The organism is Lacrimispora sp. 38-1 (assembly GCF_049890855.1).
Lineage (GTDB): Bacteria > Bacillota > Clostridia > Lachnospirales > Lachnospiraceae > Lacrimispora.
In genome coordinates this window covers 82,394-99,581 of sequence record NZ_JBANEW010000001.1, presented here as the reverse complement: position 1 = coordinate 99,581, position 17,188 = coordinate 82,394, and the positions used below count along the sequence as shown (strand labels likewise).

Sequence of the window (17,188 nt, the reverse complement as noted above, 5' to 3'; positions counted from 1 at the left end):
CATACCAAAGCTTTCGACAAAAGTCAACACTTATTATGAATATTTTGTCGATAACTTTTTAAGGTTTCAAACTATGTTTTTTATCATTAAAGTAACCAAAAACCAATCATTTGTGTTATATTATTGTTACAAACTGCCGATATAAATATATATTCATAACTATAAACAAAAGGAGGTGTTCTCTGCTGCCTGTTTGATTGGATTATTTTGTAGTTTTTGATCATTATGCAGTACGTCTGTATTCCGTTTTCAGTAAACCAATCCAGGCAAATACGAAACCATAAACAATCTATATATTTATTTAACCGGCGAATGTAATATGAAGTAACTAAGGTATTGCAGTCTTACGTGTGATTGCTTTCCTTATAAGAGCGCAATTATGGGGATTATATTATACTCTATTTGCCGACACCGGATAAGATATGTCTGGTAGTCCATATGTTAGGGGAGAAAAAAATGAAAGATAAGAACAGAAAAGGATTCTTTGGCCTTTTTCAAAATGCAAAACGAACTTCAGAGTCTTTGGAAGAAACCGAAACACCGCATTCTGAACCAGTCGAATTACCAGAAAGTGAAGAAAGCGGGGTTATCGATAATAATACATCAACAAGTTCCAGTTTGCCCCCAAGTCCTGATCCGTCAGACGAACCAGATGTCAAAGAAACTGTTGAGCCCGTATTAATATGGGAACCTTCTGATGATCCTCTGGTTCTTCGTGTCAATGAAGATCTTCTGGATGTTGAACGCAGACAATTTGCCATGAAAATGAAAACCCTGTCCAATATTTATAAGAAAAATGCAGAAACCATTGCTGAACCAGCTGGTGAACCAGAACCAAAAGCGGCTCAACCACAATTACTTATTTCCAGAGACTGTATGGCTGCATGGGTATATGTTATTCCGCCTTTAAACGGCGGTCCTGATATCACCGAAGAGAATCTGCGGTCTCTTCTTGCGCAGGACCATATAAAAACAGGAATATTGGATGAGACGGTAAAATCAATTGCAAAGGAACATATCTATGATCAGGTATTATTGATTGCCAGAGGTGTTCTTGCAAGGAATGGAATCGATGGTTCGATAAAAGACCACTTTGAACGTGTAGTACAGCTGGAGTTCGAAGAGGATGAAAATGGTTCTGTCGATTATAAAAACCTGAATAATATACAGGCTGTCAAAGAGGGTGAGATCATTTGTGAAATCACTACAGCTGTTCCCGGAGAAAACGGAATGACCATAGAGGGTCAGGTTTATCCCTGTACCGTAAAAGGGACACCCATAGCGGCCCCCGCTGGACGCAACACGCAGCTAACAGAGGATGGTACTCTCCTGATCTCTCAGAAAACCGGGCATGTTACCTTTTCAAATGGTAAGTTTCAGGTTGATCCACTGTTGAAGATTAATGGTAATATCGATAATAGTACAGGAAACGTAGATTATGACGGAGATATTTTTATTTCAGGAGATGTAAGAAACGGATTCTCTGTAAAGGCCACCGGAGGCATTGATATTCGCGGATCTGTAGAAGGAGCTGAGATTTCAGCACAGGGACCCATTACAATCGCCAGCGGAATGTCTGGAAACGGAAAGGGGACCCTTACTTCTGAATCATATATCAAATGCCGTTATCTGGAACATTGTACCGTAAAAGCCGAGGGCAATGTCTATGCAGAAAGTATTATCAACTCTAAAATACAAAGCGGTGAAGACATTGTAGTAACTTCAGGAATCGGTGTCATTATTGGAGGTTCTCTCCTCGCTGGAAGCAATATCAATGCAAACATTATCGGTTCAAAAGTGCGCCGTCTGATTACAGAATTAATAATTGCAAATGTTCCAAAAAACGTAGAAGAATCGTCCCGTCTCACCAGAGAGATGGAACAGCTTCATCACAATCTGTCGGAAATCAGGAAAAATATCAATTATCTTGAATCAGTACAAAGACCAGATAAGCAACAGCTGCTTGAAAGCTTAAAGCAGGCTGCAGATTATTTAAATATCAGAGAACAGGAAATAAATAATCGTTTAAATGAAATTGCTTCAAAAGATTCAGAACAGGTCGGTCTGATAAAATGCAGGCAGCTTTTACCGGTAGTCCGTGTGCGAATGGGTTCTTCCAGTCTTTTAATTCAGGAGGAATGTTCCAGCAGTATTATTTACAAAAACAGCGAAGGCGAGATTACTATAGGAACTAATTAGTTCTTAGAAAGGGAAAGATTATGAAAAAGACGATTATGATTGTTGATGATTCCATTTTAATAAGGAATGAAATTGGAAAAATTCTTGAGGGGACAGATTACGAAGTGGTCTGCCAGTGCCGTAGCGGAGAAGAGGCGTTGGAAACATACGAGAAAATAATGCCGGATATCGTCACTATGGATATAATTTTACCAGGAATAGACGGATTAGAGACTTCCAAACGCATTCTGAATAAGCACCCGAAGGCAGGCATTGTTATTATCAGTTCTCTCGTGTATGATAAGACACTGCAGGTTGTTAAGGAACTGGGTCCGGCAATTCCTTTTGTCTTTAAGCCCATTAATAAACCATTTTTTATTGAATCTCTTAAAAAGGTGAGCATTAATTTAGAATCATCATCACAAATACATAGCACGCAGTAAGGTTGGTCAGGATTAAGCCAGTATATGCCAGTGCAAAAAAAATACACCATCAATTGTATATGCTGCAATTGATGGTGTATTTTTTCCGCCATTATCTGATCTTAAGATCAATAACAAACACAATATTATAATAAACTTCCGCCGCTGGAATCATCTACATCAAACTGACCGGATACTCCGCTTGAAGCCATCTGCATCCGAAGCTTCATAAGTTCAATCAGATATAAGGAATTCGTTTTCTGAGATGCAAGATCTACATCAGTTCCATCTGCATTTCCGGCTATTGATTTCAGCACATCCAGCCACTGAGATGCCCCATAGCCATTAATGGATCCCTGATCTGAAAAATAATCGGATAGGTCGGAAACAGTATTTTCAGAATAGCCTGATGCGTATACGGCTGTATCTTCCTGATCATCTGACACTCCCATATCTTTCATGATCTTCTTAACATATTCCTGAGTCTCTTTAAATGGAGGAATCCCTCCATACTTTTTCACATTGTTGCTTCCTGCATTGTATGCTGCAAGAGCCAGCGTTACATCTCCATTATACTTATCCAGTTTTTCTCTTAAGTATTTGGCGCCTCCCAGTATATTGCTGCGTGCATCATAGGGGTCTGAAACTCCCAATGATCTGGCTGTAGCCGGCATCAACTGCATCACTCCTGCTGCACCTTTGGGAGATGTGGCCGCCGGGTTATAATTAGACTCAGCCTTGGCGACTGCTTTCAGCAGTTTTTTTGAAACCCCATATGTCCTGGAAGCCTCTGAAAAAAAAGTTTCCAGGTTTTGGGGCACATCCATGACTGACTTCAGAACCTTTTTAAAATCACCTGCTGAGCTTCCTGCAGTCTTTCCTTTTTCCAATGACTGCGTTCTCCCTAACGCCATCATCTGCAACTGATCTATCGTCGCCACTTTTTCATCCTCCTGCTGCTCTTAACCTCTACTGTGTCCATCTTCCGTCAGCACCAATCCGATAACCGCCAACATTGGTGCTGCTTGCCATACTTCCATCCGTATTCATGTAGTACCAGATTCCCGGCTGGGGTTGAATCCAGCCTGTCAGCATCTCTCCGCCTGCCGGATTCAGATAATACCATTTTCCGTTAACAAACTGCCAGCCTGTAAGAAGCTTCCCATCAGCCGGATTTAAATAATACCACCTGACTCCCGTTTGAACCCAGCCGGTCCGGCGTACTCCGTTACCATCAAAATAGTACCAGTCATTCAAAATCTGCTTCCAGCTGTTTCTCGGCGTACCCCCGTCTTCTTCTACATAGCTGCTGCCTTTCCATTCACCGGAGGTACTTCCTTCATACTCCATAGTTATATCCTGTGAGGTTACATAGTCTCCCTCTTTTAAGTACTTACGGTCATCTGCTGTAAAACCAATTGCTTTAACTTCATAATAATAAACTGCGTTCTTATCCATAAGATCGGAAAGATCTGCCGTATTGGTTTCTACTGATATTCTCTTTTTTAATTTATCATCTGCATAAAGGGCAACCTGATAACCTGTTGCAAATTCCACTTTATCCCATACTGCTTTTGTCTTTTTACTGTCAGCCCAGCCTGCACGTGCCGTATTACCCAGTTTTACCACCGGAGTATAATCTACTTTCACTTCCAGAGTATGATTGTCCAAAGCTTTCGCAGATACAAATTTAGCACCTGTGATCTTACATTCTGTACGGTTGTATGTCTCTGCAAAGGCCATATTGGAAGAGGTTAAAATAACACTAACCCGCTCCTGTTTGGCTGCTTTCCATTTGTCAATATCACGCTTCCACAGGGTATCCTGAATGCTAACATCTGCTGTTGTTGTGGATATCTCCGGCATGAGAATCTCCTGGTCTCCAAACTGACTGGTAAATTTTAAATTCAGACTTCGGATTACCACTGATTCCGCGGCATGAATCCTGATCGCTGCTATTCCTGACAGCAGCAATGCTATAAGAACAGCTGATATCAGACTGTTGAAATATCTTCTTTTCATACTTATCATTGTTGCCATACTCCATCCTCATCTATGTGATAGCCATCAATTACCGTACTGACAGCCATAACACCATCCTGCTGGTTAAAATAACGCCATACTCCGTCCACCTTTTGCCAGCCGGTCAGCATTACTCCGTCTTCTCCAGTATAGTATGTCTTGCCATCACGGGTAAACAGCCCCTTTAACATAGCCCCCTCTAAGTTACCCTGTATCGTATTCAGATAATACCATCTTCCGGCCTGATTGATCCAGCCTTTCTGCATGGCACCCTGATTATTAAAATAGTGATAATAACCATCAACAATCTGCCAGCCGGTTGCAGCCGCACCCATTGGTGCTTCATAGCCATTATCCGGATAGAAATAATACCAGCTGTTGTCGATCTTATTCCAGCCTTTTACCATGGCACCCTTTGAGTCCATATAATAAATATCGGAGTCTGATACAAACCAGCCTGTTATCATCTTTCCATTCTGGTCAAAGCGGTAGTAAACATCATCCAGCATAAGCCAGGAATTGGCCTGAACGCTTCCATCCGCATACCGGTAATACCAGACTCCGGACTGCTCTTCCCAGCCGGTCTTCTTTTCCGGATTGGCTGTGGTTCCCGCAGTCGTATCAGACTCTTTTCCTGTCCCATCTGAAACATCCCTGTCCCTGATGACCAGTTCATCTGACTCAACCCAGCCGCTTTTCTTTCCGTTCTTGAGTTCATCTGCTTTAAATGGAACTGATCGGATCTTAAAGGAATACGTGCCTTCCTCCGTCATATATGGATAAAAATTATAGGTGGTTGCTTTTACCTGTTCTTTCTTAAAAATCACTTTTTTACCGAGGTACAGCCATATTTCATAAGCTCCTGAAGTGTTATCTCCCTTGGACCAGACAGCCTGCCCCAGTCTCGTATCCTTCCAGCCAATATCTTCCGGTTCCGCATACAGTCCCTTAATCGCCTTGGCTCTCAGTGTGACAACCAGATCACTGCCGCTTCGTTTGGCGCTTACATAGGATCCGCCGCTTATCTTAATCTTTGATGCCTCATAGTTGGATTTAAAGTAAGCATCATATTCATCGGAAGGTGTCAGTGTAACATTCATCTTAGGTTCTTCCCCGATTGTCATATCCTTGGAGGTAGAGGTCACCCACTCCGCTTCCCTGATTGTATATTTCTTATCACCGGAATTTACATAACATTCACCATCAGTCTTATTAATCTGAATGTTGGGCAGCCGGTCACCGGCTTCAATATTCATTGATACTTTGATACTTACTCTGTCTATGGACTCCGTCGCTGTTACCTTCTGAGCTGTCAGACAAAGACAAAGTGCGCTTAGAATGCCCACCGCCAAAGCTTTCCTCTGTTGTTTCATTCAATCGCTCCTTTACTTTTAACCTTATAGGATAATAAAGCCTATAAGTAATGTATCGGCATAAATTGAAACAATCATAAGCAATTACTCGATTTTTCTCCTTTTCAGCTGTTCCTGAAACGTGAATTTACGAACCATGGACTCCTGATAAGCGGATAAACCGAAATATCGGCTTCCATAGCGGTAAAATGGTTCTTCTCCATTCTCTGCGATTTCTCTGACCCACAAAACGCTTGCCTTTAATCTGGTATCTCCGGCATCTGTCTCAAACATAAAGGAAAAAATCTGATTCTCCTTTAACTTTTCCGGGGATTCAAATCCGATTCCTCCTGCACTGATGTCTTTTAACTTCGCTGGTAAGTGAATTACTTTTCCCTGTTCGTCAGCAGTTTCAATCATAACAGGAATTGAAACTCTTACCTTTAAGTCTCTTCTTCTTTGCTCCACCCCAATGAGCTCATCAATTCTGCAGGGAACCTTATAAATGGCTGTTCCTAAGTCTCCGCTCTCAGTTCCAACAACTTTGACTCTTGCAGACAGACTGCATTTGCATGTTACAAGTCCCTGTAAGCCATCATAGAATACAATAACCGATTCCGTATTGACCTTATCCATGTCTTCTTCCTCAAAGATCAGTGCCATACTATCCTTCTCGGAATCAACCACTTTTACCTCTGCAAGAAAAACGCCATCAAATGAATAAATACAAGCCTTATCACATTCCCTTAACATAAATTATTCCACCGTTTCTTCTATTATTGTTTCCTCTTCCTCTGTCTCTTCCAAATCTTCTTTTACTATGTCTTTTTGTTTACCAGGTACATAATCCAGAAAATAAAGGTAGATGTCTACAATAGCCTGGTACAATTCTTCCGGGATCTGACTCCCTAATTCAAGCTGCGTGAGTATGGTAGCAAGGGAATTGTCCTCATAAACAGGAATTCCGTTCTCATTGGCCACCTCCACAATTTTTTCTGCCGTATAACCCATTCCGGATGCAACGATAACCGGAGACGGATTTTTTGAGTCATCGTATTTTAAGGCAACCGCTTTTTTATTGAGTGTACTTTTAAATTCTGACATCGACTGAATTCTTCCTTTCCTGTATTTTAGGAAATACCGATACAAGAGAAGAAGGCCCCTCTCCCGCCTGCAGGATTACACGATCAGCCCTGAGGTGATTTTTTTCAAGAATCCCCTTAATTCCCCTCTGGATACTGGCTTCTGATTTTTTCATCTTCTCGGGATAATAGAGCTGGAAGGATGAAGTGTTTTCACCATAAAGCATTAACAGTCTGAACTGGCCAAGCTCTGCTATTTCGAATTTAATGAAAATTCTTGCAACCCGTTCCACGCCTGCCTGAGTACTGCTGCCCTCTTCATCCGGATCAATCCACATCTCGGTGAACAGTTTTCTGCCATTAATATCCATAGGAAATGCCAGGTGAAGAAGCGGCATATATACACTTTCATTCATTACAAGTGACTGGATTATATTCAGAAACGTCTGTCTGTTTTCAAGTCCTGCTCCTCCGCTGACCCCGGTTCTTAAAAAATCAACAAATTTGTCTGACCACTGATTTTTTCCTGCTGCCTGATCCATATCTACCTGGCCAAGCAGCTCTCCAAACTCTTCTGCAGTCGTCGTACCAAAATGCTTGCGAAATCCCTGATAGCCCGTAAGTTTTGCAAATGCCTGGAGGACTTCCTGCCTGTTTCCGTTTTCATATCTGGCCATAAGCACCGTCAAAAGGGAGATCTTGTCACGTATGGTACCCATATCATGGTTTGCAGCAATGTAACGGCCTAAAAACGGAAGTATCTTTTCTTTCAGCAGAGCACTGTTTCCGTCTGTGTCTCCTTCTGCTGCAGATGTATCCAGTTCCTTCAGCAGCTCATCGATCTGGGCAGCTGTCTGTTTAAATACGTACCCTTCCATATCTTTCACTGTATTAAATATATCATGAAGAATATGCTTTCCGGAAGACATATCGTTAAACTTTTTTATAAAATTTAAAATATCTGCTTTTAAATCCACAGAACCTGTCTCAGCCATAACCTGCCTTAACTGGTCAAAAATCCCCCCATTGAAGCGGACCGATGATTCTGCCTGCTCTTTTAAAAAGCCCAGGACATCTTCCTCCTGCATCTGGGTGGCTTTAAAAAAAGAAGCGATCTGTCTGGCTGCTTCTTCTCCCATCACCCCTCCGGTTAACATCTCTTCTCCCTGGAAAAAAATATCGGAAAATATCCGGGAAATATCCGGTGAATTTTTTATCATATTGAGAAATGTACCAAAATTGGAACGATACTGAAATGCCAGCTGCTGTTCCTGATTTCCTCCGGAATCAGTCCGGTTATCCCCCCGCATCACTTTCGACGGATCTACCGGATTCTGTATCTGCGGTCCCTGGCCTGCCTGGGGGTTATTTTTAATCGTCGAATTATCATAGCCGGACATTGGAGTTGTTACTTTCAGAATATCTGCCATATTATGCCTCCATACAAGTTGTGTTTCATATATTTTTTTCAAAAGGTTGTTTGATTTACTATTATTTTTTTTCCAGCCATACCGATAAATAATTATATACTATACTAGACAAGGCGGTGTAAATATTATGGATAACGGCATGGATAATATGCTTGATATGTATCTCTTTGAAACCAATTCCCTACTGGAGCAATTGGATGAACTCCTGATAGAAGCCGAAAAAGCAGGAGATTTTACGGTGGACGATGTGAATGAAATTTTTCGTATCATGCATACCGTTAAGGGTTCTTCTGCAATGATGGAGTTTAATTCTTTGATGCAGATCGCTCATCACATTGAAGATTTATTCTTTTTTATCCGTGAGAACGGTTTGGATTCACTTGAAAGTTCTCACAAAAGCACCCTTTTTGATTTAATGTTCCGCTCTACCGATTTACTTCGTGCTGAAGTTTCAAAGATTCAAAACAATGAACCACTTAGTGATAATGTCGACAATCTGACCGAGGAAATTAATAGTTTCCTAAAAAAAATCAGTAAGGATAATAAAGATGCTCCCGCAGAAGCAAAGAAAACGGAAAAGCCGGCAGTAAAAGAAAGCGGGAAGCCGGTAGCCGCTTCTCCCGTTACAGCTGTGGATCTGGACGAAGTCCGCATGGATCTTGCAGAGTGCCCGGATGATAATTCCCCCTATTTTCTCCGTATCTTTTTTGACGAAGGCTGTGGAATGGAGAACCTCCGCGCATTTATGCTCATCAGCTCATTAAAGGAATCCGGTCTGGAATTTAATTTTTATCCCAGCGATGTGGAAACCAACAGTCAGAGCAGTTCATCCATTATTGAAAAGGGATTCTATCTCGCTCTTGACTCCCGTGAGACTGCAGATGCAGCAATCTCCCAGATTAACAATATGAATAACCTCCGCTCTTATGAGCTGATTCAGAATGTACGGGCAAAGAGTGCAGTTGAAGAAAAGACTGCAGAGACAGCCGCTGCCCCCGTTAACCGTGAAAGCACCGCACCCGCCAGCACACCCGCCGCAAACACCAGTCATCAGATGCCCAGCAAACAGAATCTGATCAGTGTTAATTTAGCAAAGCTTGACAACCTCGTTGCAATTGTTGGAGAGATCGTCATAACGGAATCCATGGTAACCTCTTCACCTGAAATCCAGAATCTGAAGAATCTGGACAGTTTCTTAAAGGCCACCAGACAGCTTCGCAAGCTGACTGATGATCTGCAGGATATTGTTATGTCTCTGCGCATGGTACCTGTTTCCGGTGTATTCCAGAAAATGAACCGTATTGTAAGAGATATGAAGCAGAAACTGAAAAAAGATGTACGCCTTACAATTGTGGGCGAGAATACAGAAGTGGACAAATCCATTGTGGACAGTATCGGTGATCCGATTATGCATATTGTACGTAACTCTATGGATCATGGAATTGAAGAGACTGCAGAAGAACGTATCAGGGTTGGAAAAAATCCTCAGGGTGAAATCATTCTTTCTGCCAGCCATACGACCAATGAAGTCATTATTTCCATACGCGATGACGGACGGGGCGTGAATCCTGTCGGTGTTCTTGCAAAAGCAAAGAGAAACGGAATTCTTACAAAGCCGGAAAGCGAATATACTCAGAAAGAGATTCTTGCTCTCCTGTTAGCTCCGGGCTTTTCCACCAACGAAACTGTAACCGAGTTTTCAGGCCGCGGCGTGGGTATGGATGTAGTGAAGAAGAACGTGGAAGCAATCGGCGGAACCGTTACCATTACAAGCGATCTCGGAAAGGGAATGTGCACCACCTTAAAGATCCCGCTTACCATGGCAATTGTTGACGGTATGGAAATCTCCGTTGGTAAATCAGTATTTACTATTCCGATTGCCAATATCCGTCAGTCATTCAAGGTGAAAAACGAAGAAGTTATTTATGATACAGAAGGAAATGAAATTATCAGATGCATGAACCAGTTCTATCCCATTATCCGGATTCACAGACTCTACAATATTGAGACAGAAATCACCAATATTGAAGACGGTATCCTGGTATGGGTTGAATCCGGTGATAAATCCTATTGTCTTTTTGTAGATGACCTTCTGGGCGAACAGCAGGTTGTTGTGAAGCCTCTGCCGGTATACTTAAACAGCTTTAATATCAAAGATTCCGGTATCAGCGGATGTACCATTCTTGGTGACGGCAATATCAGCATCATATTAGACGTTTTAAATCTGTATGCTGCAGCTCATAATTAATTTTAATTAGAAATGGAGGAATACAAATGTCAGCAGAAAGTACTAATACAGCTATGGATGGTGCAGATAATTTATCACATGACGATTTTATTTCTGGCGCAACGGAAGCCATGGAGCGTTATCTCACCTTTCGCACCGACAATTTAATTTTTGGTGTAAGCACAAACTATATAATAGAAATCATTACCAATCATGTCATTACTGCCATGCCCATGATGCCAAATTACGTAAAGGGCATTATCAATTTAAGAGGCCAGATCGTACCGATTATTGATATACGGCTCAGGCTTGGAAAACCCGCCATTGAATACACCAGCACTACCTGTGTCATCGTGCTGAATGTTGATTCTGTGTTCATCGGCATCATTGTAGATGCAGTGGAGCAGGTTCTGGATATCGATTATTCCAGAATTTCCTCTGTTCCTGCAAGCAACCGGGAAGAACTGGTCAGCGGCATGATATCCATGCCGGACAACAAAGTTGTTCTGCTTCTGGATTGCGAAACATTAGTTAATAACTCATAAAGGACGGCTATCTATGTTAACACTCTCACAGCAAGACTTCACGCGGCTGGTTCAGTTCGTGAAAAAAAATTACGGGATCGATCTTTCTAAAAAGATGCAGCTGATTATGGGGCGGTTATCCAATACCATTATCTCAATGGGATACACCTCCTTTACGGATTATATAGATCAGATCACCTCATCAAGAAACCCAGCCGACCTTGAAGTAATGCTGAATAAGCTTACAACAAATTATACTTATTTTATGAGGGAAGAGGCCCATTTTAATTTCTTCCGGGATACCATTCTCCCATATTTGTTAGCCACCAAGAAAAACAAGGTTTTAAGTATATGGAGTGCAGGCTGTTCTTCTGGTGAGGAACCCTATACAATTTCAATGATCATAAAGGAAACCCTGGGGGCGCAGGCCGCCCTCTGGGATACCCGGGTTCTGGCTACCGATATATCCCAGAACGCCTTGCGGGCTGCAAAGGAGGCCGTGTACGACGAGGACTCCCTCAAAAATTTATCACCTGCATGGATATCCAAATATTTTGTTAAAACAGCAGAAAAGGGGATCTATGCTGTAGCACCTTCCATTAAGTCCAATGTTATTTTCCAGACATTTAATTTAATGGATCCCATTCGGTTCCGATTGAAATTTGATGTCATTTTCTGCAGAAATGTAATGATTTATTTTGACCAGAACACCAAAGACGCTTTAATCCAGCGTTTCTATGATGCGACTGCTCCAGGCGGCTATTTACTGATTGGACATTCGGAGACGATAAACAAAGAAAAAACACCTTATAAATATCTCATGCCAGCTACATACCGAAAAGAATAATCTGCCTAATATAAAATCTATTTACTGGTGTTAAAATCCGGTAAATGGATTTTATATTACACAGATTTATCCATATAATATGGATGACCATAAAATCATTTTCTGACTGTATAATTTCAGTATAAAGAATGGAGTATATTATGAATGAGAAAATTAAAGTTTTTATAGTAGATGATTCCATGCTTTTTCGCAAGGTTTTAATTGACAATCTCTCACAGAATCCAAACATAGAAGTAGTCGGGTATGCCATTGATGCATTTGATGCAGAGCGCAAAATCCCAGCAGTAAAGCCTGATGTTGTTACGGTAGATGTAGAAATGCCGCGTTTGAACGGGATTGATTTTGTAAAAAAACTGCTTCCGATCTATGCGGTTCCCGTGATTTTAGTTTCTTCCCTGAATTTAAATGTATTTGAGGCTCTTTCTGCAGGAGCTGTAGACTTTGTAAGAAAACCGGATATGTCTATGAGCATTAACGCCAATACATTTCTTAATACATTAATGAGCAAGATATTTATAGCCTCCCGTGCAAAAATCAAGGTGCCTGCAAAAGTGGTTCCCCCTGCGGTTCCTGTGGCTGCATTAGGAGGAAATAAGCCTTTCGGCCTGAATGCCTATAATACAGTTATTGCGATCGGCGCTTCAACCGGAGGGACTGAGGCCACGCTCCAGGTTTTAAAAGATCTTCCAGCAGACACGCCCGGCATCGTAGTTACTCAGCACATGCCAGAGGGATTTACCAAGATGTACGCAGACCGTTTAAACCGTCTCTGCCATATGAAAGTGAAAGAGGCACAAAGCGGTGATGCGATTGAACGTGGCCAGGTACTGATTGCTCCCGGTGATTATCAGATGAAAGTGGTACGAATAGGAAACCGTTACAGTGTAAGCTGCTATTCCGGTGAAAAGGTAAGCGGTCACCGCCCTTCTGTAGATGTACTGTTTCAGTCCGTTGCAGACACGGCAGGCGCTTCCTCCGTTGGTATTATTATGACCGGTATGGGCCGTGACGGAGCAGACGGACTTCTTAGTATGAAGAAGAAAGGTGCTTTCACCATCGGACAGGATGCGGAAAGCTGTGTGGTGTACGGAATGCCCATGGTCGCCTACAACATAGGTGCTGTGAAGACCCAGGTTTCCTGTTCTAACATTTCCAATGTGCTTTTAAAGCATTTATACTCACTTTAATAAAGAAAATCCAAGAGAAAAAGTTAATATTTCTTATAAATTGACGATAATATAACTGTGATATAAAAGTAAAGTTATTTAGAAGCTCTCAGAAAGGAGTAATTTCATGCGTATCTCATCGAATTATCTTAATACGCTGTATAATACATCCATGATACGACAAAATCAGGACTCCAGCAGCCCGGCTAACGAATCAGCAAAAACCAATTACGATGAAATCACCATACGTTCCGCTTCCCTGGAAGATATGGATTCCAAATTTGCTGCCACGCTAAAGAATATGCTCATGAATGAAATCAAGAATCCGGCGTCCGACGAAAAGCTGAATCAGTTAAAGGAACGAATGGAAAGCGGTACCTATCAGGTAGATGCCAATAAGATCGCAGAGAAGATTCTCTGGTACAAAGGAGCAGATAGTAATGAATGAGTTTACAGCTGTAGTTGAAGATCTGGTTAAACTCTTCGAAGAGTTGATCGAGATTGAACAGATAAAAATAGAAGCGGTAAAGAAGAACATGGTCACTTATGTGGAGGACTGCATGAACAGGGAACAGGCTGCAGTGTTAAAGCTGAGAGGTCTGGAGAAAAAACGGGAAGCCTGCCAGAAGAACATGGGTTTCGAAGGATATACCTTTAAGCAGATATTAGACAGCACATCAGGAGAAGAACACAGCCGGCTCCAGATACTGTTTGACACACTCTCCCACCATGTCAGCCTTTTTCAGGATACAAACGAAAGTGCCCGGGCCATGCTTGAAATAAGCTTACATAATATTAACAAAGCCATCATACGCACACATCAGAATAACTCAAAAGATAAAAAGAATTGGGAGGGTCTCATATGACACGATCTACATTTTCCGGCTTTACGATTGCCCAGCTTGCTATGACCGCCAGTCAGCGAGCCCTTGATGTTACCGGACAGAATATTGCCAATATTAACACGAAGGGGTATACAAGACAGCAGGTCGACCTTGTCAGCCTTAATTTAAGGGGGGCCGACCCCACCAGCAGTAACCCGTCATCAAAGATTGGTTATGGTGTTGAGATCACAGGAATCTCCCAGGTCAGAGATCCGTTTCTCGATGTACAGTATCGTAACCAGATTGCAAAGGTAGGTACTGCTGATGCCCGCCAGGCAGGTCTGGACCAGCTGGCAGATATCTTTGACGAAACAGACAGAGATGCTTTAAAAACGGCTCTCAGTAATTTAAGCAGCAGTTTAGACCAGTTATCCTCTAATGCAAACAACAGCGAATTTGACAGTATCGTGCGTTCCAGATCTCAGGTTCTTTTAAACTATATTCATCAAAAGGCTACAGATTTAAAGACCACCCGGGAAGAGACAATATACGGTCTGGAGAACACAGATATAAAAACCGTTAACGGCCTTCTCTCTGATATTGGTGAATTAAACGATACTATTTGGAATGGTCAGATATTGGGTAACCCATCTCTGGAACTGATGGATCAGAGAAATAGCAAGCTGGATGAGCTTGCTGGTTATCTTCCTATCAGTGTAAGCTACAAAGAGGTTACTATTGGCTCCAATGAAAAATATAATTACCCTGTTGTTACATTTAATGGATCCAATGGGCTGAGCTATGAACTGACAGCTGGAGAGCATGGAGAAAATTTTGCTTCCTTTTCCATGGAGGAGCATAAGGACTCAGACGGAAACCCTGATGGAACCGTTCGCATTTCTATGATTCCAGCCACCAATTATCCCAAGGGTGTGGATACTTCTTCTCTGAAGACAGATGTTACCGATTATTTAAAAGATGGTTCTATAAAAGGTACAGTGGATTTGCTAAATAAATCCGGCGAACTGGATGATCCTGCTACGGATTTCAGAGGATTTGGATATTACGAAAAAACCCTGGATTCCTTTGTTCAGACCTTTGCAAAGACCTTTAATGATTTAAATGGTAACATGCAGCCTTACACAGGAGCCAATGTCATGCCATCTTCCGGTGCAGCCAATGCCATGACAACCAATGGAACACAGAAAGCAGAATTTGCATTCGGATTTTCCAATACCATCGGCAACTTTTTAACTGGTGAAACAATTAATTTTAATGGTACTGAATACACCTTTGGTGACGGTTCAGCAGGTACCATTGAAATTGGTGACACCCTGGATAAAAGCCTTGAAAATCTGGCAGATAAGCTTAATACAGGTTTTGCCAGCTTAAATGTGAATGGCTCATCTGTACCTGGTCAGTGGAAATATAGCGTAAGTGGTAAAAAACTGGTTTGGACCAGTGATTCACCCATGGCTTCCGGAACAGTCATCACAAAAGACAGCATTAAGTTTACAGACAATAACACAATCAGCTTTTTGTACAAAGCAAACCCTTACAACGTTAAAAATTTTGATTTATTCAAGACATCTGACGGCAGTAAGAAATTTACAGCATCAAATATTAAAATTAACGATGACTGGATGAATAACTCCATTCATATTATTTCTTCCCACGATCCGAATGCTGGATCTACAGCTAATGACAATATTCTGAAAATGTTGAAATCATTAACTGACAGCAGAGAATTCAAATATGAATATACTACATTGGACAGTGGAGGCAATAAAACAACGAATTATATATCATTTTATACGGGAAACTTTTCTCAGTGCTATTCGACGCTGGAGAATAATCAGGGTATTGACAGTTCAACAAACAAGGCAATACTGGATAATCATGTTTCAGTTGTAAAGCAGACTGCCAATAATAAGGATGGAGTATCCGGTGTATCTTTAGATGAGGAAGGTATAAATTTGATGCATTATCAGAAATCCTTCAGTGCAGCTGCCCGTTTTATGACAACTCTGGACCAGGCACTCGATACTCTAATCAACAATACTGGAGTAGTTGGCAGATAAAAGGAGGTAAGTAAATGAGAATCACCACAAATGCGATTATAAGAGATTACAAAACCAATCTTTCAACATCAATCAATAACTTAAATATTTCACGAACTCATGTTATGACTCAGCGAAGTTTTAATAGTGCCGCTGAGGATCCTGCTTCTGCCGCCAGAGCCTCACAGCTTCACCGGAAATATTACAAGAACCAGGATAACTTAAAAATGCTGGAAGAAGTGCAGTCCAGACAGGATGGTCAGGAAGATTCACTGAGACAGGTTTCTGATATGGTTAAAACGATTAGTAAAAATTATAATATTCAGGCATTGAATGGAACCAATCAGACTAAGGAAGTACGTCAGAGTTATGCTTCTGCTATCCGACAGTTTCAGCAGTCCATGGTACTTAGTCTGAATTCATCTTATGAGGACACGTTTCTTTTTGCGGGCTCCGATGGAAAGAACCCGCCCTTTGAACTGACATCTGATGGTACTCTTAACTATCGTGGAATTGACGTCAATGCACCCAAAGGATCTGCTGACTATGAAAAATTAAAGACTTTGTCAAATGAAAACCTGTATGTTGATCTTGGAATGGGATTATCAATGGATGATTTTGATCAGGTTGTTTCTTCCAGTGCCTTTAACATGTCTCTCCCAGGAATCAATGCGATTGGATACGGCGTTGATGACAAAGGAATGAGCAATAACATAATTGTAATGGCCGGTAAGCTTGCAGATGCATTGGAAGCTGAGACTTTTGATGCAGATCAGTACCGTGATCTCATGGTCAAGTTTGACACTCTCAATACCAGTCTGTCAAATCAAATTACAGAGTTAGGTGTTAAATCCGAATTTTTAACCACTACAAAAGACCGGCTTGATAATGCAGAAATATCGATTCAGGAACAGATGTCAAGTGTGGAAGGCGTTGACATGGCGGAGGCTATTACCAATTACTCTTGGGATCAATACGCTTATAATGCTGCTTTGAAGGTTGGAACCAGCATTTTGTCCTCGTCATTCATTGATTTCATGCGCTAAGGTTTACA

At 41.5% G+C, this 17,188-nt stretch carries 16 protein-coding genes; 10 read left to right on the top strand and 6 right to left on the bottom strand.

What is annotated here, in order from left to right; all coding sequences use genetic code 11:
• Positions 1-456 precede the first annotated feature (456 nt).
• Positions 457-2,199 (top strand): DUF342 domain-containing protein, encoded by a 1,743-nt coding sequence (locus V7D18_RS00460; protein WP_426150365.1) that lies wholly within the window; start codon positions 457-459, stop codon positions 2,197-2,199.
• Between the two features lie 20 nt (positions 2,200-2,219).
• Positions 2,220-2,621 carry a response regulator transcription factor gene (locus V7D18_RS00455; RefSeq protein WP_426150363.1) on the top strand — a complete coding sequence of 134 codons (402 nt, stop codon included), beginning with the start codon at positions 2,220-2,222 and terminating at the stop codon, positions 2,619-2,621.
• 125 nt (positions 2,622-2,746) lie between these two features.
• Here the strand turns inward: V7D18_RS00455 and V7D18_RS00450 are convergent, their stop codons facing one another.
• From V7D18_RS00450 to V7D18_RS00425, 6 genes are all read right to left on the bottom strand, one after another.
• The gene (locus V7D18_RS00450; RefSeq protein WP_426150361.1) at positions 2,747-3,541 is read right to left on the bottom strand and encodes a lytic transglycosylase domain-containing protein; all 795 of its coding nucleotides are present in this window, start codon (positions 3,539-3,541) and stop codon (positions 2,747-2,749) included.
• A gap of 28 nt (positions 3,542-3,569) precedes the next feature.
• The gene (locus V7D18_RS00445; protein ID WP_426150359.1) at positions 3,570-4,640 is read right to left on the bottom strand and encodes an N-acetylmuramoyl-L-alanine amidase family protein; all 1,071 of its coding nucleotides are present in this window, start codon (positions 4,638-4,640) and stop codon (positions 3,570-3,572) included.
• Positions 4,628-5,995, bottom strand: coding sequence for an N-acetylmuramoyl-L-alanine amidase family protein (locus V7D18_RS00440; RefSeq protein ID WP_426150357.1), 1,368 nt, complete (start codon positions 5,993-5,995; stop codon positions 4,628-4,630). Before V7D18_RS00440 ends, V7D18_RS00445 begins: the two co-directional genes overlap by 13 nt.
• An 84-nt stretch (positions 5,996-6,079) precedes the next feature.
• Entirely contained in the window at positions 6,080-6,727 is a 648-nt protein-coding gene (locus V7D18_RS00435) for a PilZ domain-containing protein (protein ID WP_426150355.1), read from the bottom strand.
• Between the two features lie 3 nt (positions 6,728-6,730).
• Positions 6,731-7,078 (bottom strand): EscU/YscU/HrcU family type III secretion system export apparatus switch protein, encoded by a 348-nt coding sequence (locus V7D18_RS00430; protein ID WP_426150353.1) that lies wholly within the window; start codon positions 7,076-7,078, stop codon positions 6,731-6,733.
• Positions 7,065-8,486 (bottom strand): hypothetical protein, encoded by a 1,422-nt coding sequence (locus V7D18_RS00425; protein WP_426150351.1) that lies wholly within the window; start codon positions 8,484-8,486, stop codon positions 7,065-7,067. Before V7D18_RS00425 ends, V7D18_RS00430 begins: the two co-directional genes overlap by 14 nt.
• Before the next feature lie 127 nt (positions 8,487-8,613).
• On the opposite strand from V7D18_RS00425, the gene V7D18_RS00420 reads away from it, so the two are divergent.
• From V7D18_RS00420 to V7D18_RS00385, 8 genes are all read left to right on the top strand, one after another.
• The gene (locus V7D18_RS00420) at positions 8,614-10,734 is read left to right on the top strand and encodes a chemotaxis protein CheW (RefSeq protein ID WP_426150349.1); all 2,121 of its coding nucleotides are present in this window, start codon (positions 8,614-8,616) and stop codon (positions 10,732-10,734) included.
• A 26-nt stretch (positions 10,735-10,760) separates the two neighbouring features.
• A complete protein-coding gene (locus tag V7D18_RS00415) occupies positions 10,761-11,258 on the top strand; it encodes a chemotaxis protein CheW (RefSeq protein WP_426150347.1) in 498 nt (165 codons plus the stop codon).
• A 13-nt stretch (positions 11,259-11,271) separates the two neighbouring features.
• Positions 11,272-12,084: a CheR family methyltransferase gene (locus tag V7D18_RS00410; RefSeq protein ID WP_117415710.1), complete on the top strand. Its 813-nt coding sequence runs from the start codon at positions 11,272-11,274 to the stop codon at positions 12,082-12,084.
• A gap of 140 nt (positions 12,085-12,224) precedes the next feature.
• Entirely contained in the window at positions 12,225-13,271 is a 1,047-nt protein-coding gene (locus V7D18_RS00405) for a protein-glutamate methylesterase/protein-glutamine glutaminase (protein WP_426150345.1), read from the top strand.
• A gap of 106 nt (positions 13,272-13,377) precedes the next feature.
• A complete protein-coding gene (locus V7D18_RS00400; protein ID WP_426150343.1) occupies positions 13,378-13,698 on the top strand; it encodes a flagellar biosynthesis anti-sigma factor FlgM in 321 nt (106 codons plus the stop codon).
• Complete coding sequence (gene flgN, locus V7D18_RS00395; RefSeq protein ID WP_426150341.1) at positions 13,691-14,116, top strand: flagellar export chaperone FlgN; 426 nt, start codon at positions 13,691-13,693, stop codon at positions 14,114-14,116. The genes V7D18_RS00400 and flgN overlap by 8 nt, the downstream gene beginning before the upstream one ends.
• Positions 14,113-16,155 (top strand): flagellar hook-associated protein FlgK, encoded by a 2,043-nt coding sequence (locus V7D18_RS00390; RefSeq protein WP_426150339.1) that lies wholly within the window; start codon positions 14,113-14,115, stop codon positions 16,153-16,155. Before flgN ends, V7D18_RS00390 begins: the two co-directional genes overlap by 4 nt.
• Before the next feature lie 14 nt (positions 16,156-16,169).
• On the top strand, positions 16,170-17,180 hold the full coding sequence (locus V7D18_RS00385) for a flagellin (RefSeq protein WP_426150337.1): 1,011 nt from the start codon (positions 16,170-16,172) through the stop codon (positions 17,178-17,180).
• Positions 17,181-17,188: the final 8 nt, after the last annotated feature.